This is a genomic window from Sorangium sp. So ce176 (genome assembly GCF_051519835.1).
Taxonomy (GTDB): Bacteria; Myxococcota_A; Polyangia; order Polyangiales; family Polyangiaceae; genus Sorangium; species Sorangium cellulosum_G.
Genome location: NZ_CP150371.1, coordinates 8,415,440 through 8,438,503 on the forward strand (window position 1 = coordinate 8,415,440; position 23,064 = coordinate 8,438,503).

At 72.7% G+C, this 23,064-nt stretch carries 20 protein-coding genes; 12 read left to right on the plus strand and 8 right to left on the minus strand.

Translation table 11 applies throughout. The annotated features are described in order from the left end of the window. The first annotated feature begins 596 nt into the window (after window positions 1-596). On the plus strand, window positions 597-1,979 hold the full coding sequence (locus WMF42_RS31685) for a hypothetical protein (protein ID WP_437686521.1): 1,383 nt from the start codon (window positions 597-599) through the stop codon (window positions 1,977-1,979). A gap of 70 nt (window positions 1,980-2,049) precedes the next feature. Here the strand turns inward: WMF42_RS31685 and WMF42_RS31690 are convergent, their stop codons facing one another. Beyond that, window positions 2,050-2,331, minus strand: a complete 282-nt coding sequence (locus WMF42_RS31690; RefSeq protein WP_437686523.1) for a hypothetical protein — start codon at window positions 2,329-2,331, stop codon at window positions 2,050-2,052. A 356-nt stretch (window positions 2,332-2,687) separates the two neighbouring features. On the opposite strand from WMF42_RS31690, the gene WMF42_RS31695 reads away from it, so the two are divergent. Together WMF42_RS31695 and WMF42_RS31700 are read left to right on the plus strand one after the other, a co-directional pair. Further along, window positions 2,688-3,191: a response regulator gene (locus WMF42_RS31695; protein WP_061611521.1), complete on the plus strand. Its 504-nt coding sequence runs from the start codon at window positions 2,688-2,690 to the stop codon at window positions 3,189-3,191. 110 nt (window positions 3,192-3,301) lie between these two features. Next, window positions 3,302-3,823: a YqaA family protein gene (locus tag WMF42_RS31700; RefSeq protein ID WP_437686525.1), complete on the plus strand. Its 522-nt coding sequence runs from the start codon at window positions 3,302-3,304 to the stop codon at window positions 3,821-3,823. Window positions 3,824-3,917: 94 nt separating this feature from the next. Here the strand turns inward: WMF42_RS31700 and WMF42_RS31705 are convergent, their stop codons facing one another. Next, the gene (locus WMF42_RS31705; RefSeq protein WP_061611522.1) at window positions 3,918-4,580 is read right to left on the minus strand and encodes a hypothetical protein; all 663 of its coding nucleotides are present in this window, start codon (window positions 4,578-4,580) and stop codon (window positions 3,918-3,920) included. Window positions 4,581-4,817: 237 nt separating this feature from the next. On the opposite strand from WMF42_RS31705, the gene WMF42_RS31710 reads away from it, so the two are divergent. The 4 genes from WMF42_RS31710 to WMF42_RS31725 all read left to right on the plus strand — a co-directional run bounded on the left by WMF42_RS31710 (window position 4,818) and on the right by WMF42_RS31725 (window position 8,564). Continuing rightward, on the plus strand, window positions 4,818-5,729 hold the full coding sequence (locus WMF42_RS31710; protein WP_437686527.1) for a hypothetical protein: 912 nt from the start codon (window positions 4,818-4,820) through the stop codon (window positions 5,727-5,729). Between the two features lie 3 nt (window positions 5,730-5,732). After that, a complete protein-coding gene (locus WMF42_RS31715; protein ID WP_437686529.1) occupies window positions 5,733-6,686 on the plus strand; it encodes a protein kinase domain-containing protein in 954 nt (317 codons plus the stop codon). A 16-nt stretch (window positions 6,687-6,702) separates the two neighbouring features. Next, window positions 6,703-7,866 (plus strand): cystathionine gamma-synthase, encoded by a 1,164-nt coding sequence (locus WMF42_RS31720; RefSeq protein ID WP_437686531.1) that lies wholly within the window; start codon window positions 6,703-6,705, stop codon window positions 7,864-7,866. 131 nt (window positions 7,867-7,997) lie between these two features. After that, entirely contained in the window at window positions 7,998-8,564 is a 567-nt protein-coding gene (locus WMF42_RS31725; protein ID WP_061611526.1) for a hypothetical protein, read from the plus strand. Window positions 8,565-8,661: 97 nt separating this feature from the next. On the opposite strand, the gene WMF42_RS31730 is transcribed toward WMF42_RS31725, so the two are convergent. Together WMF42_RS31730 and frr are read right to left on the minus strand one after the other, a co-directional pair. Then, complete coding sequence (locus tag WMF42_RS31730; RefSeq protein WP_437686533.1) at window positions 8,662-9,525, minus strand: Stp1/IreP family PP2C-type Ser/Thr phosphatase; 864 nt, start codon at window positions 9,523-9,525, stop codon at window positions 8,662-8,664. Between the two features lie 361 nt (window positions 9,526-9,886). After that, window positions 9,887-10,444 (minus strand): ribosome recycling factor, encoded by a 558-nt coding sequence (gene frr / locus WMF42_RS31735; protein ID WP_061611528.1) that lies wholly within the window; start codon window positions 10,442-10,444, stop codon window positions 9,887-9,889. A 365-nt stretch (window positions 10,445-10,809) separates the two neighbouring features. Here frr and WMF42_RS31740 point away from each other — a divergent pair, with 365 nt between their 5' ends. From WMF42_RS31740 to WMF42_RS31760, 5 genes are all read left to right on the plus strand, one after another. After that, complete coding sequence (locus WMF42_RS31740) at window positions 10,810-12,294, plus strand: sigma-54-dependent transcriptional regulator (RefSeq protein WP_061612680.1); 1,485 nt, start codon at window positions 10,810-10,812, stop codon at window positions 12,292-12,294. A gap of 133 nt (window positions 12,295-12,427) precedes the next feature. Then, on the plus strand, window positions 12,428-12,901 hold the full coding sequence (locus WMF42_RS31745) for a peroxiredoxin (protein WP_061612681.1): 474 nt from the start codon (window positions 12,428-12,430) through the stop codon (window positions 12,899-12,901). Window positions 12,902-12,913: 12 nt separating this feature from the next. Beyond that, entirely contained in the window at window positions 12,914-13,546 is a 633-nt protein-coding gene (locus tag WMF42_RS31750; protein ID WP_061612682.1) for a DNA-3-methyladenine glycosylase, read from the plus strand. Window positions 13,547-13,613: 67 nt separating this feature from the next. Continuing rightward, entirely contained in the window at window positions 13,614-14,807 is a 1,194-nt protein-coding gene (locus tag WMF42_RS31755; RefSeq protein ID WP_061612683.1) for a hypothetical protein, read from the plus strand. A 255-nt stretch (window positions 14,808-15,062) separates the two neighbouring features. Beyond that, a complete protein-coding gene (locus WMF42_RS31760; protein ID WP_437686537.1) occupies window positions 15,063-16,763 on the plus strand; it encodes a DUF885 domain-containing protein in 1,701 nt (566 codons plus the stop codon). 42 nt (window positions 16,764-16,805) lie between these two features. Here WMF42_RS31760 and WMF42_RS31765 read toward each other — a convergent pair whose 3' ends face one another. From WMF42_RS31765 to WMF42_RS31780, 4 genes are all read right to left on the minus strand, one after another. Further along, window positions 16,806-18,410 carry a peptide chain release factor 3 gene (locus WMF42_RS31765; protein ID WP_061612684.1) on the minus strand — a complete coding sequence of 535 codons (1,605 nt, stop codon included), beginning with the start codon at window positions 18,408-18,410 and terminating at the stop codon, window positions 16,806-16,808. A 460-nt stretch (window positions 18,411-18,870) separates the two neighbouring features. Continuing rightward, window positions 18,871-19,161 (minus strand): hypothetical protein, encoded by a 291-nt coding sequence (locus WMF42_RS31770; RefSeq protein ID WP_155798473.1) that lies wholly within the window; start codon window positions 19,159-19,161, stop codon window positions 18,871-18,873. A gap of 488 nt (window positions 19,162-19,649) precedes the next feature. After that, the gene (locus WMF42_RS31775) at window positions 19,650-21,509 is read right to left on the minus strand and encodes an NAD(P)/FAD-dependent oxidoreductase (protein ID WP_061608919.1); all 1,860 of its coding nucleotides are present in this window, start codon (window positions 21,507-21,509) and stop codon (window positions 19,650-19,652) included. 11 nt (window positions 21,510-21,520) lie between these two features. Beyond that, window positions 21,521-22,864, minus strand: a complete 1,344-nt coding sequence (locus tag WMF42_RS31780) for a wax ester/triacylglycerol synthase domain-containing protein (protein WP_437686539.1) — start codon at window positions 22,862-22,864, stop codon at window positions 21,521-21,523. Window positions 22,865-23,064 lie beyond the last annotated feature (200 nt).

A 23,064-nucleotide genomic window follows, 5' to 3' on the forward strand; every position in this document is an offset into this window, starting at 1 on the left:
AACAGGCCCGATGCCGCCCAGCAGCGGGCGGCACGGACGATGGGCCGCGCGATGACGAAGCTGTAGGCCACCGAGGTCGGCCTCTCGGCTCATCGCGCCCCGAGCGCTGCACCCGGGCACGACGGCTGCGGGGGCTCGAGCGCGCCCTGCGCGTCGCCACCGGCGACGGCCGTCCGCGAGCGACCGCCTGACGTGCGATGGCCCGAGGTGCGCCGCACGTCGAGCCCCCGGTCGACTCGAGGACCGCGCCGCGACCTCGCGCGCCCTGCGCGTCGGGAGTGACGCCGCCTCGGCGCTCGGCTCTCCTCCATGAGCTCCATCCACGAGCTCGGAACATCCCCCCCCCCCGGACCGACGCCCCTCCAGGCGCGACGCCGATCCCGGCCCGGGCGCTGGGCCGAGGCAACCTGTCCGTCCTTGAGCGCGCCCGCACGGCATGGCGAACGCTCGATTCAATAAGCGCGCTTCGCGCGCCCCCGAGACATCGATTCCCTGGATATCCATCCATCGCGGTGAGCCGCTCTCCCATCGCCCGGAGACAGCAAGTCTCTTCTCCGTAACCAGTTCGCCACACGACCTGCGTAGCGTCCCCGCGCATGAAAACCACTCTCCCTGGGGGCCGCACGCTGGCCGCGCGCCTCCTGCCTGCTGCCCTCCTCGCGCTCGGCGCGCCGGGCCTCGCTTCATGCGTCGTCGACTCGAGCGACGCCGCGGATCATGCCGAGTTGCCGGCCCCCGGCGACGTCGATGTCGTCCGTCCGCTCAAGCTGTCCGAGCGCGCCCGCGTGCCCGAGAAGGAGCCGGGCTTCGTCGCCGCGGAGCTCAGGGACCACGAGCTCGTCATCACCCATGACGGCACCCTGCCGCCGTTCGCCGCGGGCGATGTGCTCGGCGGCACGGCGGGGGACGGCTACCTCGCCCGGGTCGTGCGCGTCCGCGCGCTCGACGCGACCCGGGTCGCGCTCGAGACGACGCCCGCCGACCTCACGGAGTTCATCACCGAGGGGCACTTCCACGTCCACTACGACGCCCGCGAGTACGCGCGCGCCCTCGACGAGCACCTCGCGCGCGCCCGCGAGCTCGGCGAGGAGGACGGCGACCAGATCGCGAGCCAGGCAGAGGCCCTGAAGATCTCGTCCGGCGCGTCGCTGAAGCTCCTCGAGCTCTCCTCGGCCTCCCTCCCCGCGTCGTGCGGGGTCACCGCGCACGGGGCGGCGGTCCTCGACGTCACAGCCGAGCTCTCTCCGGTGCTCGATTTCGAGGTCCACGTCGGCCCGAGGGGCAAGATGAACCCGGTGCCGGAGCTGAAGCAGCTCCGCTTCGTCGCGTCCGGCAGGCTCGACGTGAGCGCCAAGCTCCACGGCGCCGGCACGGTCACGGGCAGCTGCGCTGTCGATCTGCTCGAGCTCGCCGGCGGCGTCCCGAGCCTGCCGCTGCCCACGCTGACGTTCTGGGTGGGTCCGGTGCCCGTGGTCGTCACGACGAACGTCGTGCCGACCGCGACGGCCGATCTGGCGCTGTCCTTCACGGCCGCCGAGATCGAGGCCGAGGCGCAGACGACCGCCGAGCTCGAGGCCGGGGTCGACTACAGAGACGAGACGTGGAGCACGATCTGGGAGCCCTCGTGCTCGGCCTCCGGGACGGCGTCCGTCGGGGCGCCCGGCGCGATCACCGCGTCCGGCAAGGTGAGCGCCGGCGCGGAGCTCCGCGCGCGCCTCTACGGCGTCCTCGGCCCGAACGTCGGAGTCCAGGCGTACGCGCGCGTCACGGCGGAGACAGCGCCCCCCTACTGCTCGTACGACGCGCGGGTCGACGGCGGCGTGCGCGCCTATGCCGAGGCGGAAGCCGGCGTGTCGGTCGGCCCGCTCGACCTCACGTTCAAGACCCTCGATCTCGTCGATCTCGAGCTCTTGCACTTCGACGGACCGCGCGCCTCGGGCCCGCTCCGCGACGCGCCCGAGTGCGACGCGGAGCCCTGATCGCGGCGCCGCTCCGGCCGGGAGGCGGCGCGCGCCCCGCCTCCCGCGCACGCCCGCGCGCTCCCCGGGCTCAGCGGTCCGCGCACGCCACGTAGTCGCAGGACGCGAGCGCCACGCACTCCTCGGTTCGCTCCACGAGGCCCTCTCCCTCGAGGCCGAGGCACGCGGTCTCACAGCTCGTCTGGCTCGGGGGCGGAGCGTCGTTCTCCTCCGCGCAGAGGATGCGGTGCTTGCAGAGCTCGCTGCACGCGTGCAAGTCCTCTTCGTCCTTGCACCCCGCGACAGCAGCGGCCAGGAGGCCGAGCGCGGCGGCGAGGACGAGGGACATCGATCGGAGTTCTGCGTTCTTCATGGGCAGCTCACCTCGGTTGTGGAACGGCGACTCTCCCGCGCGAGCGACCCGACGCCGGCCGGCAGCACCCGGGTCAGCACACGAGAGGACGAGCGCGGGACCGGAAACGGTACCAGCGCCCTGCATCAGGCCTGCAAGCCTCACCATGAGGCCGCGCCCTCGAGCCGAGCATAAACGAAATTCGTGGGCACCGCGCGCGACGCCGCGGCGGGGCGCCCTGCGACGCGCGCGCGCGTCGTCGGGCGCCCCGCGCTCCGGAGCGACGTCGCCGCCGCGCCGCCGCGCTGGCCCGATGCGCCGGGCGTGGTACATTGCGTCATGGGCGTTCCTGACGCGCCCGCCGAGCTTGAGAACGAATGCCCGCCAAGGAACCCGATACCCTGCTCGAGGCCGATCCAGCCCGGTGGCCGGATCGCGGGTGGCCCGAGTCGACGCGGCTTCCGCTCGTGCTCGTCGTCGATGAGGACAGGAGCGCGTGGCAGCCGCTCGGGGCCCTGCTCTCGGAGCGGTACCGCGTCGTCGTGTGCGCCTCGGCCCTGGACGGGGTCGCCGCCTTCACCGAGGACACCTGCGCCGTGATCATCGATGTGCGGATGTCGGGGCAGGACGGCTTCTGGGTGTGCGACCAGATCCGCAAGGTGCAGCCGGAAGTGCCGGTGATCTTCTACTCGGCAGCTCAGGACGAGAAGGACTCGTTCGCTGTCATCAACGAGCACCGGCCGTTCGCCTGCGTCGACAAGCACGGCGCGGCGCAAAAGCTCCTCGACGCCCTCGAGAAGGCGACGCGGATCTTCCAGAGCACCCTCCGCAGCAGGCGGATCATCGAGCGGCTGCAGCGCCGCCGGCAGGAGGCGGTCTGACGCCGCAGCCCGAGCCGCAGCCTCGACCCGAGCCGCGGCCGCCGCCGCAACAGGGCGAGGCGCGATCGGGCGGCGGCCGGAGCGACCTGTGGCGCACGCTGGTCCAGCTCGTGCTCAGCCTGGGCGCGCTCTTCGGGCTGATCGCGCTCGCGGCGCACCTCGCGCGCGACCAGCTCGACGCGCTCGGCCGCGGGTTCGTGCAGCGCTTCGGCCTCGCCGGGATGTTCGTCGGCACCTACCTCGCCGACGCGTTCTCGTTCCCCATCCCGCCGCAGTTCTACATGCTGACGGCGATCTCGTCGGGAGGGTCGCAGGTCGCTCCCATGGTCGTGATCTCCGTGGCCTCGCTCCTCGCCGGCTACACGGGTTACCGCCTCGCCAATCACCTCACGCGTTTCCGCCTCTTCGCGGCGCGCCTCGAGCGGACGCGGCCCAGGATCGATCGCCTGTTCGAGCGATATGGATACTGGGCCATCGCGATCGGGAGCGTCTCGCCGGTCCCCTTCTCGATGCTCTGTTATCTGTCGGGGCTGTACCGCATCCCGCCGCGCTACTTCTTCACCCTGGTGCTGTTCCGGGTGCCCCGGCTCCTGATCTTCTATGCGCTCATCCGGCTGGGATGGGCCCAGTGAGCCCTGGCGCGCCATCACCCGAGCTCGCACCTGGCTCACAACGACGGTAGGCCCGACGAGACCCTGCTCGTCGCGCGGCCCGGGGGAGCGCCGACTACCGGGGGCTGTCCGTCTCCTCGGCCGACTGGTTCACCCGGACGCGCTCCAGGATCTGATCGACCATGCCGAGGTCGATGCCGGAGCGCTCCACGGCGTTCCTGGAGAACAGCCGAGTCGCCTCTTTCGCGAGCTCCTCGTCCGGGAGGAACGGCCGCGCGGGCGACCGCGGCGCCGGGAGGCCGATCTCCTTCTCCAGCTCGGAGATCGCCCGGATCATCTCCTGGTAACAGGCAGAGGCGATCTGCACGGAGAACGGGAACACCTGCACGTTCCCCCGGCCGGCGCGCACGGCGTGCAGCGTCGCGGCCACCTGCTCGGCGAACTGGCGACTCCCGAACGCGTTGGCCATCTGCGCGTACATCGCGAGCGACTCCTGGTCCGCCGCGAGGTCGTCCTCCTTCGTCCGCTGCGCCCCGGACGGCGGCACCGTGGACCACCGGACGACCATCCGCCCGTACTCGTCGAGCGCGCACCGCTGGAGCGTCAGGCGCTCGAGGAGCGCCTCTCGCCGCTGTCTCTGGGCCTCGGTGCGCTGCTCGTGCTCGGCCCGGCGCTCCTCGCTGAGCTCTGACGATCTGCGCGCCAGGTAAGCGCCGATGAACAGGGCGACGCCGTTGCTCACAGCGATGAAGAGCATCTCCAGAATCTTGGGATCCATGCCGTTCTCAAGACTTCTATCACGTTCGCGCCAAACGCAGTGATATGCCGCACGAGACGAGGAAAAGTTGGCCCCCGCCGCCGTCCCGTGCAGGTGCGCCGCCATCCCACAGGCGGCCGCAGCGCAGGCGCGGGCGAGGCGAGCGCGCGGCTCGCCGGCAGCTCGATCGCGCGGCGCGGCGCTCACGCGGGCGCGGCGGCGCGATGGCCGCGCGGGCGGCCGTGATAGGATGTCCGCATGACCGGTTCAGCCGACGCCGGAGCGGGCCCGCACCTGGCCGGGCTCGATGGCACGCTCCGCGAGGCGCTCGAGAGGAGCCTCGCCGACCGGCTCGCGGGGGGCCCCGGGGCGGAGCTCAACCTGGACAACGCGTTCTGGGGCGCCCCCGCGCCGCGCGATCTCGGCGAGGCGCTCACCCGGCTCGGGCCGACGTGCCTCAACGTGGTTGTGCGCATCTTCGAGCGCCTCCGTGACATCGACCCTGCGCTCGGGCTGTCGAGGCAGATCATGTATCTTCGCAACGTGTGGTTCGGTGGGAGCGCCGGATTCAAGGTGGTCTACGCAGAGCCGGCCGCGATGCGCGAGCGCCTCGACGACCGGCTCGCGGGAGCGGGCGGCCGCCGCATGGCGCGCGACACGATCCTCGGGGGGATCGAGCACCAGCGGGGCGCGCTCTTCGGCGCGCTGCCGGGGAGCATCGCGTCGCTCCTCCGGGGCGGCGAGCCGCTCGACGCGGACAGCTGGCGCGAGGTGCACAGGCCCGACGAGGAGGCGGTGCACATCTGCGTGGGCAAGCTCGAGCCACGGCTGCCGGAGCTCGACGACATCCACCTCGACTGGAAGTCCCCCGTCGTGGGCGTGAACGAGGCGACTCGCCGCTGCCGGTATGGCTTCTTCATCGGCGTGGTCCACTGGACGCAAGCGCGGTTCGGGCTCGGCAAGCCTGTGTTCCCGCTCCAGCGCATCGATGACAGGATCGCCGCCCTGTCGGGGCGCAGCGACGCGCCGGCGCCCTGGGCCGAGTTCGTGGCGCGCTGGCGCGACGCGCGGTGGACGCTCGCGATGCGGGGCGGCGACGGCGCCCAGGAGGCGCTGCAATGGCTCCGCGCGTGCGAGGAGCTGGCCCCCGCGCAGCGCGGGGACGGCTAGGCCGTGCCCTACCCCGCTCCCGAGGGCACCGAGCTGATCGAGCACCTCGGCGCGGGCGCCACCTTCGACGTGGCGCTGGTCCGGCTCCGCGACGCGCCGCGGCGTCCCACGCACGGCGCCACGCGGGATTCCACGCTTGTCTGCAAGCGCCTCGCCCCCGGCGCCCTCCACGCGCACGCCGGGCGCGCCGCCATGGTCCGCGAGGCCAAGGCGCTCGCGCTGGCCCGGCACCCCGCCCTGCCCGCGCTCGCGCGCGTCGGCGCCGACCGCCACGGCCCCTTCCTCCTCGAGACCCGGCGCGAGGGCGCGTCGCTCCGTGACGTGCGCGACGGCTGGCGCGTCCGAGGCCGCCCGCCGCCCGCCTCGCTCGTCGTCCACGTCGTCAGGACCGCGATCGAGACCCTCGCCGAGCTCCAGGAGCTCGAGGACGCCGGGGGCCCGATCCGCTTCGCCCACGGCGACATCGGCCCCGATCACGTGCTGCTCGGCCCGCTCGGCGACATCGGCCTCGTCGACCTCGGCGCCGCGCGGTTCCGCGGGATGGAGCCGGAGCTCGAGACAGCCGACAGGGGCACGGCCCCGTTCGTCGCGCCCGAGATCGCGCGCGGCGAGTCGCCGCCGACGCCGGCCGGCGACGTGTATGCGCTGGCGGCGACCCTCGTCGCGTTCGCCACCGGCGCGCCGCTCACGCGCGCGCGCGACCAGGCCGCGGTGCTCGTCGAGATCAGCGAGTCGGGCCTCTGCCTCGACGCGCTCGCGGCCGCCGACGCGCTCTCGCCCGGGCAGCGCCGCGCGCTCGCCCGCGAGCTCGACCGCGATCCGGCGCGCCGCGCCGGCAGCGCGCGGTCGCTGCTCGACGCGTTCGACGCGGCCGCGCCGCGGGGCGAGGGCGGCCCGGACGTCGCGCGCGCCCACGTCCCCCTGGCCGCCAAACCCGTGGACGCAAGCGGCGCATGAGATAAGTCTCGACCGCATGAAGCCCCACCTAGGTCACGACAGGCTCGCCCTCGACACGCTCGCCATCCACGCCGGACAGCCGCCGGATCCGACGAGCGGCGCGGTCATGACCCCGATCGTCCTCGCGAGCACCTTCGCCCAGGAGCGGCCGGGCGACCACAAGGGGTTCGAGTACTCGCGCAGCGGCAACCCCACCCGCAAGGCGCTCGAGGCGTGCCTCGCCGCGATCGAGGGAGGGCGCCACGGCTTCGCCTTCGGCAGCGGCTCCGCCGCGAGCGCCACCCTGCTCCACACGCTCCGGCCCGGCGACCACGTGCTCTCGGGCGACGACGTCTACGGCGGCACCTTCCGGCTCTTCGACAAGGTCATGCGGCCGATGGGCATCGCCTCGACCTCGGTCGACATGAGCGACCTCGACGTCGTCCGTAAGGCGCTCACCCCGGCCACGCGGATGATCTGGATCGAGACCCCGACGAACCCGATGCTCAAGATCTTCGACATCGCCGGGCTCGCCGAGATCGCGCGCGCGCGCGGGGCGCTCCTCGTCGTCGACAACACCTTCGCCACGCCGGTGCTCCAGCGGCCGCTCGATCTCGGCGCCCACGTCGTGGCGCACTCGACAACGAAGTACCTGAACGGGCACTCGGACGTCGTCGGCGGGGCGCTCATCACGTCGGAGGACGCCCTCGCCGAGCGGATCGGGTTCCTGCAGAACGCGATCGGCGCCGTCCCGAGCCCGTTCGATTGCTACCTCGTGCTCCGCGGCATCAAGACGCTGGGCGTGCGCGTCCGCCAGCAGTGCGCCTCGGCCGCGGTCATCGCCGCCAGGCTCGCCGAGCACCCCGCCGTCGAGGCGGTCAACTACCCCGGCCTCCCCACGCACCCCGGCCACGCGCTCGCCGCGCGGCAGATGCTCGCGCCCGGCGCCATGATCTCGTTCGTCGTGCGCGGCGGCCTCCCCGTCGCCTCGCGGTTCCTCGAGCGGCTCGCGATCTTCGCCTGCGCGGAGAGCCTCGGCGGCGTCGAGTCGCTCGCCGAGCACCCCGCCATCATGACCCACGCCTCCGTGCCCGCGGCGGCGCGGGACGCGCTCGGCATCGCCGACGGCCTGCTCCGGCTCTCGGTCGGCCTGGAGGCGACCGAGGACCTCTGGGGCGACGTCGCGCAGGCGCTCGAGTGACGCCTGCGCGCGCGACGACGCCGCGCGCGGCCGCCGTTCGGCCGGGCGCGGCCGCCGTTTGATCGCGGGCCCCGGAGTACGATAGAAGCGATGTGCGGCCTCGGGGCCGCCATCTACCACCGGAGCTTCCCATGCGTCTCGCCCGCCTCGGCTTCGTGCCCGTGCTCGGCTTCCTCCCCCTGCTCGGCTTCGGCTGCAGCGACCCGGCGCCGCCCACCCCGCGCGGCGCGTTCTCGATGAACTTCGCCGACCCGGGCGCCTCCTGCAACGCGGCGGGTCACTCGGCGACGCTCGGCGACGTGACCTCGGCCCAGCGGGTCCGGGTGCTCACCGACGGCGAGGAAGGCTCCACGATCGACTGCTCCGTGACCGGCTCGGGCACCTTCCAGGTCTCCGCGCAGGCGAGGAACCCCGCCACGGCCGCCGAGATCCGCGTCAACATCCCCGCCATCACCCCCGCGGCGACCCAGGAGATGCCCGCCACTGGCAGCATCAGCTTCTCCTCGGCGAGGACGGGCGGCGAGACGTTCGTCTCCGATCCGGCCGACCCGTGCCAGTTCTGGTTCGTCCCCGAGAGCGAGCAGGGCGTCAACGCCGGCGAGATCTGGGTCGTCTTCGAGTGCCTGTCGATGCTGAACGACGGCTATTCGTGCGAGCTCAGGCGGGGCGCGCTCGCCTTCGACGGCTGCGGGAGCTGAGCCGCGCCGGGCGGCGCGCGGGTCGCTGATCCCGCGCGCGCTCCGAGGGCGCGCGGGAAGCGCGGGGCGCTGACGGCGCGCCCCGCGTCGGCGCTCCTCAGCTCTTCTGGGGGCGCGAGGCCGACGCCGCCGGGACCGTCGATCGCTCGCCCGAGCTGAGCTGCTGCGAGTCGGCGGGCGGGCCGATCGTCGCGCTGTTCGGGAGCGCTGCCTCGTCCTGATCGTCGATCCGGATCACGAGCGCGGTGATGTTGTCCTCGCCGCCGTTCTCGTTCGCCTTGGCGATCAGGCGGCGGCACATCTCCGGCACCTCGTCGGTCGAGCTCACGATCTGGAGGATCTGATCGTCCGAGAGCATCCCGCTCAGGCCGTCGGAGCAGAGCAGGTACACGTCGCCGGGCTGCGGCTCGTCGCTGATCAGGTCGACGGCGACGCTGTCGTTCATCCCGAGCGCGCGGGTGATGACGTTGCGCGGCAGCTCGGCCCGCTGCTCCTCGGTGAGCTCGGGCATCGCCAGGATGTAGTCGTTGAACAGCGAGTGATCGCGCGTGAGCTGGCTGATCGAGCCCTTGCGGACGCGGTAGGCGCGGCTGTCGCCGACGTGGCCGACGTAGATGCGGTTCTTCTTCTTCGAGAAGAGCGCCCCCACGACCGTCGTGCCCATCCCGGCGCAGTCGCGGGACCGGATGCTGCGCTCGAAGATCTGGCGGTTCGCGACGCGGATGCCCGCCTGGAGCCGGTTCTCCTCCTCCGATAGGCTTGTGTCGAAGTGGAATGGCCAGGTGGCGTCCTCCCGCGACGTGGACCGGAAGAAGTCCGCGATCGACTCGGTCGCCAGCCTGCTGGCTACGTCCCCCGCGCGGTGGCCCCCCATGCCGTCCGCGACGATGAACAGGTCATACTCCGACAGGACGGCGTAGCTGTCCTCGTTGTGGTCGCGTTGGAGACCAACGTCCGTCATTCCTGAAGCGATCGCTCGCATAACCTCGGGAATCCTTGAGACGGCTCCGGGCCTTCGGCTTCGAACACCAACCGTTTCATGCTACCGAAAACCTGTCAAGCAGGGCCTCTCGCGCCGCAATGGACGTCTCGAGACGCCCGCTCGCCGACCTTCCTGATCCTACCGACTCGGACCGGGGGGACCGCAAGCCTCTTTTTCATTGGACGCTTCATTGTCGTCGCGGGCACCGGCGCCCGTCTCGACTCCGGGCCACGCGCCACGCCCCGGCCTCGCCCGGAGCGCTACCAGAGGCCCCCGCAGCGTACCGCCGCCGCCTCGCGCTCTGCCGCGCCCCCGGAGCCCGCGTCGCCGCGGCCCCGGGTCACACGTCCAGGATGTCCTTTTCCTTGTGCGCGATCACAGCGTCGACCTGCCTGGTCCCCTCGGCCACCACGTCTTCGACCTTCTTCTTGGCCCGCTCGGCCTCGTCGCCGCTGACCTCGCCGTCCTTCTCGAGGGCGTCGATCATCTCGTTGGCGTCCCGGCGGTGTTTCCGGATCGCAACTTTACACTCCTCTCCGTTCTTCTTCGTGAGCTTCACCATGTCCCGGCGCCGCTCCTCCGTCAGCGGCGGGATTGGCAGCCGGATGAGGTCCGCGTCCGTCTGCGGGTTCAAGCCGAGATCGCTCTCCCGGATTGCCTTCTCGACCGCCTTGACCTGGTTCTTCTCCCAGGGCTTGACCGTGATGAGCCGCGGCTCCGGCACGGACACCGTGGCCATCTGCACGATCGGCGTCGGCACGCCGTAATAGTCGACGCGGAGGCTGTCGAGCATGGCCGCGTTCGCGCGCCCGGTGCGCACCTTCGCCAGGTCCCGCCGGAGAGCTTCGATGGCCTTGTCGATCCCTTCGCGCAGCTCCTTGATGACATCCTCGAGCATGATCCGGCTTCCTCCGTGTGGGGCTCGCCCAGCCCGCCCTCTTTGCGGGCGGGGGCGGAGCTTACCGCGTATTTCTGGGGCGGCGGAGAAATCGATCCACCCGGCGCGCGGGCCGACGTCGCGCGTCGCGATCGCAAGGTCGCTCGCCCCCGCCCGGGCGCGGCGAGCGGCGAGCGGCGAGCGGCGGGGACCGAGCGCCGCGCGAGCCGCCGTCCCCGCCTGCCCGACCGAGGCGGGTGCGGCGGCGCGACGGCGCAGCGGCTGCTGGCCTCGCGCCGCGCGCCGCGCGCCGCGCGCCGGCCTGGCGCGCCTCCGCTGCCACGATCGCGCCGAGCTGTAGTAACTCTGGGAGGCAGGGCGACCCGATGCGCGATCTGGACTGGAACAGCTTCGACGTCCTCGTCGTCGACGACGAGCAGGACAACCTCGATGCGTTCCGGTTCGCCTTCAGGAAGTCGTTCAAGCTCCATTACGCGCTCGGCGGCGCCGAGGCCCTCTCGCTGCTCGCTCGGCTCGATCCCTCGGTGATCGTGGCCGACCAGCGGATGCCGGGGATGAGCGGTATCGAGTTCCTCAAGCAGGCGAAGGAGCGGAGGCCGGACGCGGCGAGCGTGCTGCTCACCGCCTACGCGGACATGGCGGTGCTCATCGACGCGGTGAACTCGGGCGTGGTCGACCGGTACATCCAGAAGCCCTGGAACTCGAAGGAGCTCGCCGTCGTCCTCCGGCAGACGATCGCCGGGGTCGCGACCCTCCGGGAGAACCGGCGGCTGCGCGAGCAGCTCGCGCACTACGCCGGCTACCTCGAGCGCGAGCAGCGGGATCCGATCGATTTCGGCGAGATCGCCGGCGAGAGCGAGGCCATGCGCGAGGTCTCCGCCCGGATCGGCGAGGTGGCGAAGGCGGCGACGCACGTGCTGATCGAGGGCGAGGAGGGGGCCGAGAAGGAGGTCGTCGCCCGGGCGATCCACGTCGGCTCCCCGCGGGAGGAGCAGCCGTTCGTCAAGGTGACGTGCGCCGCGTTCCGGGGCGACGCGCTCGAGCGCGAGCTGTTCGGCTGGCGGCGGGGCGCCTTCGACGGCGCGTTCGCCGAGCGCGCGGGCCGGCTCGAGCTCGCCCACCGCGGGACGATCTACCTCGACGAGCCGGCGCCGCTCGCGCCGTCGCTGCAGGCGAGGCTGCTCCGCGTGCTCACCGACGGCGAGGTCGAGCGGATCGGCTCGACGGAGACCACCCGCGTCGACGTGCGCGTCGTGCTGTCGCTGACCCCCGGCATCGAGGAGGCCTGGGCGCGCGCGGGCGTGCTGCCGGAGCTCGTCTCGCGGCTCTCGGTGTTCCCGCTCAGGCTGCCGCCGCTCCGCGATCGGCGCGAGGACATCCGGGCGCTCGCCGAGCACTTCCTGCGCAAGTACGCGCGCCGCAACGCGCGCGCGGCCACCTCGCTCTCCGAGGAGGCGATCGCGAAGCTCACGGCGTACGCGTGGCCCGGGAACGCGCGCGAGCTGGAGAACGTCGTCGAGCGCGCCGCCATCCTCTCGCGCGGCGACGTGATCCAGCCCGAGCACCTCGCGTTCACGGCGCGCCCGCAGCCGACCGAGCCGCCCGCCCGCGCGCGTCATGGCGCCGCGCCGGCGGCGGGCGAGGCGGACGCGACAGGGAAGGCGCTCGCCGCGCCGGCGTCGTCGCGGCCGAAGGTCGACCTGAGCTCCCAGCTCGACGACATCGAGCGGCGGGAGCTGCTCGCCGCCCTCGAGCGCTGCGGGGGGAACAAGGCCGAGGTAGCGCGGCAGTTCGGGATGCAGCGCACGACTCTCTATTACCGGCTGAAGCGGCTCGGCATCGACACGTGACGCCCGCGGCGCGGCGCGGGTCGGGCGCGGCGCTCCACGCCGCCGCGCGGCGCCCTGCCGCGCGCGGCGTCGTGGGGCGCCGCGCCGCCGCGCCTGTCGACGCGGGCGGCGAGTTGCGGCAGATTGCGGCCACATGCTGAAGGTCGGGGCGCGCGCGCCGGAGATCGACGAGGTGGCCATCGACGGCCAGCGCTTCGTGCTGTCGAAGCAGGGCGGGCTCTGCACCGTCGTGTACTTCTTCCCGAAGGCGTTCACGCCCGGGTGCACTGTCGAGGCCCAGCTCTTCCGCGACAACCACGCCGAGATCGCGCTCGCGGGGGCGAGCATCGTCGGCGTCAGCACCGACGACCAGAAGACGCAGTGCCGCTTCGCCGAGGCGCACAAGGTCCCTTATCCGATGATCGCCGACCGCGATCGCGGCGTCTGCCGCGCCTACGACGTCCTCTGGCCGATCGTCGGGATCGCCCGGCGGATCACCTACGTCATCTCGCCCGCGATGGAGATCGCGGCGGTGTTCCACCACGAGCTCCAGGCCAGGAAGCACCGCGACGACGTGCTCGCGTTCATCGACGCGCGCTTCCGGGCCGCGCGCCCCCCCGCCGTCTGACCGGAGCCCGCCGTGCCCCCCACCCCCGAGCCCCGCGCGCTCCTCGATGGAGCGGCGCCGCTGCCCCGCGACTTCTACGCCCGCCCCGCGCTCGTCGTGGCCCGGGCGTGCATCGGCAAGGTGCTCGTCCACAGCACGCCCGAGGGCATCGCCGCCGGACGCATCGTCGAGACCGAGGCCTACCGCGGCCCGGAAGATCTCGCCGCCCACAGCGCCGGGGGACGCCGGACAGCGCGGACGGAGGTCATGTTTGGCCCGCCGGGCTACGCGTACATGTTTCTGCTCTACGGCATGCACTGGGCGTTCAACATCGTCGTGGCCTCGGAGGGGAAGCCGCACGCGGTGCTCGTCCGCGCCGTCGAGCCGGTGATCGGCCTGTCGCTCATGAGCCGACGGCGGGGTATCGCGCCGGGGCGGATCGAGCTGACCAACGGGCCGGGGAAGCTGTGCCAGGCGCTGGGCCTCGACCGCGCCGCGTACGGCATGGATGTCTGCGGCGCCCGGCTCTCGCTGCTCTCCGGCGCCGCGGGCCCCATCGGCAGGTCGCCCCGCATCAACGTCGACTATGCAGGTGCGTGGGCGGAGAAGCCGTGGCGCTTCTACGAGCGTGGGAATCGCTATGTGTCCGTTCCGCCTCGCCATTGAGGGGGCGTGAGGCGGCGGACACTCGAAGCGCTCGCGCCCGGGCTCGAGATCGCGCGACAATGGGCGTATGGGATTCTGGCCTTTCGGGGGGCGCGAACCTGCCAACGTCGAGAGCGCATCGCAGGTGGTGACGGCGGCGGCGCGCGGCGAGAACGTCAGGGGTAAGTTAACGCTCTATTTCAAGGAGCCGCAGACGCAGAGCACCGCGGACAGGGCCGCGGAGCGCTGCGCGCAGGTCGCCGGAGATCTGCTGCGCGAGATCGCGGCGCAGGCGTCGCTCCTCGGCAGGGAGGCAGAGCTCGCCGCCTCGATCGCGGCCCGGGCGCCGCGCGGCGTCCCGGCGCTGCGCGCGATCGAGCTCGCGGCGCTGCACGTGGTGACCGACCGCACCACGCAGTCGCGGCGCGCCGGGTCGAGCCCGGTGCTCGTCCACGATCCGTCGCGGAGCGCGGGCGGGGGCACCCCGTCGAGCCGGCCACCGCCGAGCGGTCCCGGCTGGGGCGCGGCGCCCGCGAGCAGCCGCGGCCTCGGGCTGATGTCCGGCGCCTCGCCTGTCATCGACCGCAACGCGCCGCCGTCGAGCGTGCCCCCTCCCAAGAGCGTGCGCTCGCCGCCGAGCTCCGGCGCGCAGCGCCTGCGCGGCGCCGGGGCGGGCAACGGGCGCGGGTCGAGCCCCGGGCTCATCGGCTCGCCGCCCACGGTGATCGCGGCCGCGCTCGCGCCGCTCCTGCGCGACGCGTCCGCGCGGCTGCTCATCGGGTGCCTGCGGGCCCACGAGCTGATCATCGTGCGCCGCGTCGCGATCGACCCCGGCGCGGCCGACGTGCTGGCCGCGCTCCTGCCGGTCTCGGACGCGCCGCCGGGCGAGCTCGAGGCGAGCCGGGCCGCCGAGCTCTCCCGCTGGCACACGACGCTCGGCTCGCCCGTGATCAGCCAGCTCCGCGCGGAGTCGTGCGCGATCAGCGCGCAGAAGGCGCGCATGGCGCTGGGCACCGCGGGCATCGCGCCGGGCGTCGTGGCGGAGCTGGTCGACGCGCTCTGCCGCACCGCCTTCCCGGGCCTCGCGCTTTCCGGCGCCCAGGTCGATCGTTATGCCGAGCAGGACCTGAGCGAGCTGGCGGCCGAGAACGTGGCGCGCGTCCTCCGCCACCCGAACTCGAAGCAGCTCCGGCTCGCGCTCGGCCCGCTGCTCGACGCCGTGCACGGCGACATGGACGCGATCTCTCGCCTCGCGAAGGCCTCGCTCGGCAGCGCGCCGTGACGCGCCGCGACCTCGCGGCTCACCCGACCGCACGTTCCCTTCTCCGCTCGCCGGCGCTAGAACGCGCAGGTGCGACGACAGGGTGCCTCCGATGAGCGTTCTTCTTTCCGCGGATCCCAGACACGCCAGGCTCTCCACCGACCCCGTGGAGCGCTCCTCGGTTGTCTCCCCCTGCTCCTCGCGCACCTCTGCGCGTGCGGCTCGGCAGAGCCCGCCGCCCTGCCGCCCGCGCAGCCCGGGGCGAAGGAGGCCGTCGTGAGCGCGGGCGGCGCCCGGGCCGGGGCGGCGGGCGCGGAGCAGGCGCTCGCGGCGCTGTCGACGCGCGTGCTCGAGGAGCACCTGCGGGACGAGCCGGTCCGGGCCACCGAGGCCGGCGACCACCGGTACGACGCCCTGTGGCCCGACGTCAGCGAGCAGGGCGAGGCGGCGCGGCGGCGCGCGCTCGAGGGCGCGCTGGCCGAGCTGCGCGCTGTGCCCGCGGAGGCGCTCGGCCTCCAGGGCCGCGTCGACGCGGCCATGATCGAGAACCAGCTCCGCTCCGCGCTGTTCGCGATCGACGAGCTCCGCGAGGCGACGTGGAACCCGATGGTCTACACCGGCCTCGTCGGCGACGGGCTCGACCCGCTGATCACGCGCAGCTTCGCGCCGCTCGAGGAGCGCCTGCGGAGCCTCGGCGGCCGCCTCTCGGGCGTCCCCGCGCTGGTCCGGACCGCGAAGCAGCGGCTCACGGCGGCGCCCCCGCGGATCTACACCGAGACGGCGATCACGCAGAACCAGGGGCTCATCGCGCTCTGCAAGGACGAGCTGCCCTCGCGCTTCGCGGAGGTCCCGGCGCAGAAGGCCGAGCTCGAGGCGGCGGCGAGCGCCGCTGCCGCGGCGCTCGAGGACTTCCAGGCGTTCCTCGAGAAGGACCTGCTCCCGAGGAGCACCGGCGACTTCCGGCTGGGCCGCGCGCGCTTCGAGGAGAAGCTCCGCTTCGCGCTCGACGACGCGTCCGTCGACATCGACGAGGTGGTCAAGGACGCCCGCGCGCTGCTCGCGCAGACGCACGCGGAGATGCTCGAGACCTCGAGGGAGCTCTGGCCGACGCTCTTCGGCAAGCAGCCCTTCCCGAAGGTCGAGACGCGGGACGAGAAGATGGCCGCGATCCGGAGGGTCCTCGACGCTGTCGCGGCCGAGCGCCCGACGAACGCCACCATCGTGAAGGAGTCGGAGAAGCTCCTCGCCGCGGCGACGGCGTTCGTCCGCGAGCGCGATCTCGTGCGCATCCCGGACGAGCCGTGCCAGGTCATCGAGATGCCGGAGTACCGCCGCGGCGTCGCGGTCGCCTACTGCGACGCGTCGGGCCCGCTCGAGCCGAAGCAGGAGACGTTCTTCGCGATCGCGCCGACGCCGGAGGGCTGGCCGCGGGCGCGCGTCGACTCGTTCTACCGCGAGTACAACCAGAGCATGCTCGCCGAGCTCACGGTGCACGAGGCGATGCCGGGCCACTTCCTGCAGCTCATGCACAACAACAGGTTCCCCTCGAAGATCCGCGCTGTGTTCTCGAGCGGCCCGTTCGTCGAGGGGTGGGCGGTCTACACCGAGTGGCTGATGGCCCACCACGGCTTCGGCGGCCCGAAGGTGCGGCTGCAGCGCCAGAAGATGGTGCTGCGCCTGGCGGTGAACGCGCTCCTCGACAACGGGGTGCACGCGGGCGCGATGGACGAGACGGAGGCGCTCGCGCTCATGACGAAGGAGGCGTTCCAGGAGGAAGGCGAGGCCGTCGGCAAGTGGCGGCGCGCCCGGCTCACGAGCGCGCAGCTCACGACCTACTACCACGGCTTCACCGAGATGATGCGCCTGCGCGCCGAGCACCAGGGCAAGCCGGGCTTCACGGAGCGCGCCTACCACGACCGGCTGCTCAGCTACGGCTCGCCGTCGGTGCGGCACCTCAAAGCGCTGCTGGCGGAGTAGCGGCCGCGGGCGGGGAATGGCGGCCGCGGGCGCGGCCGCCGCTCACACGGGGTTGATCGAGCCGCCGAGCTCCACGAAGCGGGTCTTGGGGAACGCCTTCGCGCAGCTCTCCAGCTGCCAGTCGCCCTTGAAGAGCACGACCGCGCTGCCGTGCACGTCGAGGGCGCCGTAGCCGTAGAGGTTCGACTCGAGCTCGGCGAGAGGCACCGGCTCGCCCTCGACCCAGCGGGCCATGCTGAACGAGAGCCGCTCGATCCGGGCCTCGACGCCGTACTCGGCCAGGAGCCGGTGCTTCACGACGTCGAACTGGAGCTCGCCCACCACGCCGAGGATCGCCTCGCCCTCGCGCCCCTCCGGCGGCCGGAAGAGCTGCACCGAGCCCTCCTGCGCGAGCTGATCGAGCCCCTTCTTGAGCTGCTTGCGCTTCATCGGGTCGACCATGACGACGCGGCCGAACTGCTCCGGCGGGAACTGCGGCAGCGCGGCGTACTTCACGGGCGAGCCGCTGCAGAGGGTGTCGCCGATGAGGAAGAGCCCCGGGTCGAAGACGCCGATGATGTCGCCCGCGAAGCCGTCCTCCACGAGCGTGCGCTCCTGGGCCATGAACTGCACCGGGTTGGTGAGCCGGATGTCGCGGTCGAGGCGGACGTGGTGCACCTTCATGCCGCGCTCGTACTTGCCGGAGCAGACGCGGAGGAACGCGATCCGGTCGCGGTGGGCCCGGTCCATGTTCGCCTGGATCTTGAAGACGAACGCGGTGAAGCGGTCGTCGTCCGGGGCGATGGGGCCCTTGTCGCTGCCGCGCGGCGCGGGCGGGGGCATGAGCTCGATGAAGGCGTCCAGGAACTGCGGGAGGCCGAAGTTGGTGATGGCGCTGCCGAAGAACATCGGCGTGACCTCGCCGCGGGCGAGCTTGTCGCGGTCGAGCGCGTCGCCGGCGGCGTCGATGAGCTCGATGTCCTCGCGGAGCTGGCGGGCGCCCTCCTCGTCGACGGCGTCGACGAGCTCGGGGGCGTCGAGCGACACGACCTCCATCGGGGCGATCTCGGCGCCGTGCGCGACGAGCTCGAACAGGAACACCTGCTTGCGCTCGCGGTGGTACACGCCGCGGAACTTGCCGCCCGCGAAGATGGGCCAGGTGACCGGGTAGACGCCGATGCCGAGGACCTCCTCGACCTCGCCGATGAGCTCGAACGGGTCGCGGCCCGGGCGGTCGAGCTTGTTCACGAACGTGAAGATCGGCATCTGCCGGAGCTTGCACACCCGGAAGAGCTTCTTCGTCTGCGTCTCGACGCCCTTGGCGCAGTCGAGGATCATGATGGCCGCGTCGGTCGCCATGAGCGCGCGGTAGGTGTCCTCGCTGAAGTCGGCGTGGCCGGGGGTGTCGACAAGGCTCAGGAGGCGGCCCTTGTACGGAAACTGAAGGACGCTGGTCGAGATGGAGATGCCGCGCTCGCGCTCCATCTCCATCCAGTCGCTCACGGCGTGGGCCCGCGCCTTCTTCGCCTTCACGGCGCCGGCGAGCTGGATCGCGCCACCGTAAAGCAGGAGCTTCTCGGTGAGGGTGGTCTTGCCAGCGTCGGGATGGGAGATGATCGCGAACGTCTTTCGGCGGGCGATCTCGCGGGTGAGCGTCGGGTCGGGCACAGCGGCGGGGCAGGATAGGAGCGGTGGGGGCTGCGTCAACCTCTCCTTGTCCTGGATCCAGAGGGCAACGGCCGGGGCGGGAGGGGGTGGTTCGCGGGCGGGCGGGCGGGGGTCCCCCCACGAACTCGGGCCTTTTGGGGGGCTAGTGCCAGAGGAACGGGGGGCTCGATCCGGGAGGTGGTGACTGCGGTGCGGGCCGGCCCTCGGATTCGTGGGGCCCACCCCCGCCCGCCCGCCCGCGAACCACCCCCTCCCGCCCCGGCCCCCGTAGCGATCGAGAACCACCTCGCAGGGATGGAGGACCACCTCGCCAGGGATCGAGAACCACCTCGCAGGGGATGGAGGACCACCTCGCAGGGGATGGGTCACCACCTCGCCAGGGATGGAGGACCACCTCGCAGGGGATGGATCACCACCTCGCGAGGGATGGATCACCACCTCGCAGGGGATGGGGGCTTCGTTATTTCGCGGCGCGAAGGGAGAGGGTGACGGTGACGCCGACGGGGTCGGCGCTGGGGGCGCCGATGGCGCGGTTCTTCAGGAATTGACGGATGCAGCGCTGGGCGTCGGGCGTCACACCGCGGGCCTCCAGGATCTCGACCCCCTCGGCACGACCACGGGCACGGACCAGGAACTGGATCTTGACGCTGCCCGATGCGCCGGAAAGCCCGCCATGATCGGCGACGCACTGCGCGAGATCGGGGGAGACCTTCTCGAGACGCTTGGCCACGTTCGGGACGTCGCCGTTCATGAACTCGGGCTCCCTGATCTCCACGACGGGAGGCGGGGCCGAGACGACGGCGGCGTCCGGGGCGCCGCCGTCGATGGGGCCGGCGTCGCCGCCATCCGGGGGCGGAGCGCCTGCGTCGTCCGGAGGGGGCTCGGGCTGCGGCGGCGGCGGGAGCCAGCCGGCATCGGCCTCGCCCGGCTCCAGACAGCGCACGAAACCACGGTGCGGATCCTCCAGCGCGCCGTGCGGACACCGCGGGCCCCCAGCGTCCTGCGTCGCCGCTGTCACCCAGCCATGGCCCGACGGATCCTGCTGCGACGCAGGGGACGCGCCACCCTCGGCCACGGCGCTGACACACGCGCCGACGGCGCCCATCGACAGCGCCAGGGAAACCGCCCACGGACCCAGACGCCCACCTGCTGCTCTCCACCGCATCAGGCGCCTGTGATACTGCGGAACGGACGCGCGTACAGGAGAAACAGCGGGCGGCGCGAAGAGCTCCCAGGAACCTAGAGGGCGATGTGAGCGAGCGACCCCGCCGACGCGTCCCAGAGCGCCCGGGCCCGCGACAGCACCGCGGCGTGCGCGCCGGTCCCCACGGCCGGCCCGGTCACCGAGACCTCACCGCCCGCCCCGAGCTCCACCCGCTCGACCCCCGCGTCCGGGAACTCGCCCCGGAGCTCCCGGGTCATCCGCTCCGCGATGCGATCGAGGAGGCGCGACAGCCGCTCGGGCGTGATGTCCCGGAACACGAGCACCTGCGGGAGCTTGAGCTCCGAGACAACACGCGCGCGGTCGGACAGCCCCGGCTCGCCGAGCCGCCGCTCCACCAGCGCCGCGAAAACGCTCCCGTACGCCCGGTCGACCTGCTCCCGCCGGAAACCCTCGTCGATCGTCGGCCCGAGCCGCGTCTCGAGCTGCGCGACGCCGTTGAGCCCGTTGGCGAAGCGCCCCTCGTTCTGCGCGAAGTACTCGCCGCGCGCGGCCAGGTCACCCGCCAGCGACGCGAAGTGCTCGCCCATCGTGGAGAGGGCGCGCAACACCAGATCGGTGAACCTGAGCTCCTCCCGGATCCACCCAACGTCCGTCACGCGATCGGCCATGAACGGCCAGGCGACGAGGTTGTAGTAGTTGTTGAAGTCGAGCAGGTACTTCAGCCGGTAGAGCTCGAAGCTGCCGAACATCGGGTACATGCGCTCGTAGAGCCGGAGCGTGCTGTCGTACTTGAATCGATAGTACGCGTCATACGCCGCGACCTTCTCCTCGAACCCGGCCCTGTCGCCGGCCACGTCGGAGAGGATCATCTGCGTGATGAACTCGTTCGCTGTCGCGATGAAATCGGATCCGGGGCTGTAGAACGGATCGGTGAACGCGCCCGCCTCGCCCGTGACCGCGTAACGGTCGGTCGAGAAGTACTGCGCTGCGTGGTAGGGCAGGTGCGCGTAGCTCTGGAAGTCCTCGAGCTCCGCCCCCTCGAGCAGCTCGCGCGCGGCCCGGTGGGCGCCGAGGAACCGCTCGAAATCCGCGCGCGTGCGCGGCCCGGGGAGCGCCGCGCCCGAGCCCTCGCCGATCCGGTCCTTGTCGAACACGACGCCCACGCTCATCAACGCGGGTCGGGGATCCGCGTTCGCGGTCCCCTCCAGGTCACCCGCGAGCGGGATGAACCAGATCCAGTACCCGTCGTACATGAAGTGGTTCGTCGACAGGTGGCGGGAGGTGTACCGCGCGCGCGACCGCCACGCGGCGTCGGTCACCGCGTCGAGCCCCGCGACGCCTCGGTAGCGGCCCCACGCGGCCGCCGTGTTGAGGCGCGTCTCCTTGTGGACCTTCACGCCGAGCTTCCGGAAGAGAACGTGCCGCCGCCCCGAGGCGTCGCACACCCAGCGGCAGGCGACCTCGCGCCGCTCGCCGCCCTGCTCGTAGACGACCCGGTGCCGCCCGCGACCGTCGATCGCGACGTCGACCACCTTGGCGCCGAGCTCGACCTCCGCGCCCGCGGCGCGGTTCATCGTGACGAGATCGCGCTCCAGCCGCGCGCGCTCGAGCTGGAAGCTCGGGTGGAACGGCATGTGGTCGGAGCCGATCTCGCTCATCCGGGGGAGCGGGAGATCCTTGCCCTCCGAGTCGAAGAAGAAGCGGAGCCCGTTCTTGGGGAGCTGGTGCTGGTAGAGGTACGTGCCGAGGTTCAGCCGGCGAACCATGTAGTTGGCCGCGACCTCGACCGTGCTCTCTCCGACCTTGTAATCCTCCATCGCCGCGGCGGCCTCGAGCACGAGGACCCCGAGATCGGGGCACGCGAGGCGGAGCTGCCGCGCGAGGAGGCCGCCGGCGATGCCGCTGCCGATGATGACGATGTCGACGTTGCGCATGACGCCGGCCCTTATACCGCGGCCGCCGGCCCGGGCTCGCCGAGCAGCTCGGCGCGGAGCGCGGCCGGCATCGCCGCGGCCTCGTCCGGGCGGAGCAGCCCGTCGCCGTGGACGATCGACGCCGAGAGGCGCCCGCCGAAGCGGCTGAAGATGACCTGGAAGCCCGGCGGCGAGACCACCGCTGGCAGCGGGTAGGCCGAGCGCACAGGCAGCCCCGCGAACCGCTCCACCGTCACGGCGCCGGGGTTCGAGACGATCAGCGAGGCGAGCTCCCCCTGGAACGGCTGGTCGCCGAGCCAGCGGTACACCGGCCCGGGGAGCCAGCGCGCCAGATCGAGCGCGGCGACCATGGCGAGGTCGAGCCTGTCGCGCACCATCGCGCGCTGCTGCTCGGCCAGGCGGGCCACCGCGCGGGCGTCGTCGTGAAGCTCGTCGCGGCCGAGCGAGAGCAGGACCATCGTGAGGTGGTTGCCGAAGAGCCGCCGCGAGCCGGCCTTCGGGTCGAGCGAGAGGGGCAGCGGGATCACGTGGTGCGGCGGGGCGAAGCCGCGGGCCACGAGCGCCCTGTCGGCGAGCCGCGTCGCCGCGATCAGCAGCAGGCTCGACTCGGCCAGGCGCGCGCGCTGCCGCACCCGGACGTCGAAGGCCCGGGTCTCGTCCGCCGAGAGCGTGAGCCGGTGGACGCGCGAGACGGCGGCCCGCGCGCCGATCCTGTCGCGCGCGCACGCCCGCGCGAGCGACAGGATCGGCGCGCGCCCGAGCGCCAGCACGTGGGCCTTGTAAGCGCGCGCGAGGGCGAGCCGCTCGTCGCGGCCGAGGGCGGCCAGCAGGCGCTCCGGGGTGTCGTGCCGCTCCTGCCAGAGAGGCGGGTCGTCCGGCGCGTCGCCGCTGCCAGAGCCGAGCCAGGCGACAAGCCTGTCGGCGCCCCTGCCGTCGGTCAGCGCGTGGTGGTGGCGGAACACCACCGTGTCGCCCTCCCCCGCCGCGCGCACGACGTCGAGCGCCCACGGTCGCTCCACGGAGATCCGGTCCGCGAGCAGCGCCTCGACGCGCGCCGCGCGCTCGCGCTCGCCGGCCACCTCGTGGAGCCGCGGCGCGGGGGCGCGCCGGTGGTGATCGACAACCCAGCGGGGCCGCCCGGCCCGGCCGAGGACGCTGTTGTCGAGCCGGAAGCGGAGCTCGGGCAGCACCCGGGTCGCGCGCTCGAGGCGCGCCGCGAGTCGGCCCACGTCGAGGCGGCCGTCGAGCTCGAGCACGTACAGGCAGTGATTGCCGGCCTGGCCGCGCGATCGCATGGCGCGATCGTTCATGAGGTGGAAGAAATCGATCCCCCCGAGCAGAACGGTCGATGTCATGGTCTCCGCGGGGCGCCGCCGGTCGGTGGAGCCGCGGGCGACCGTAGCAGCCAGGCCGGCCGCGCGACCAGCAGCCGCGAGCGCCGGATCGGTCATCCCGCCCACGCCGCCGCGCTTTCCCGCGCGCGGCCGCGGTTTGCCGACGATTGGTCTGTAACTCCAACCACTTGCAGCGCACCACCGCGCCCCGGCGCCCGGCG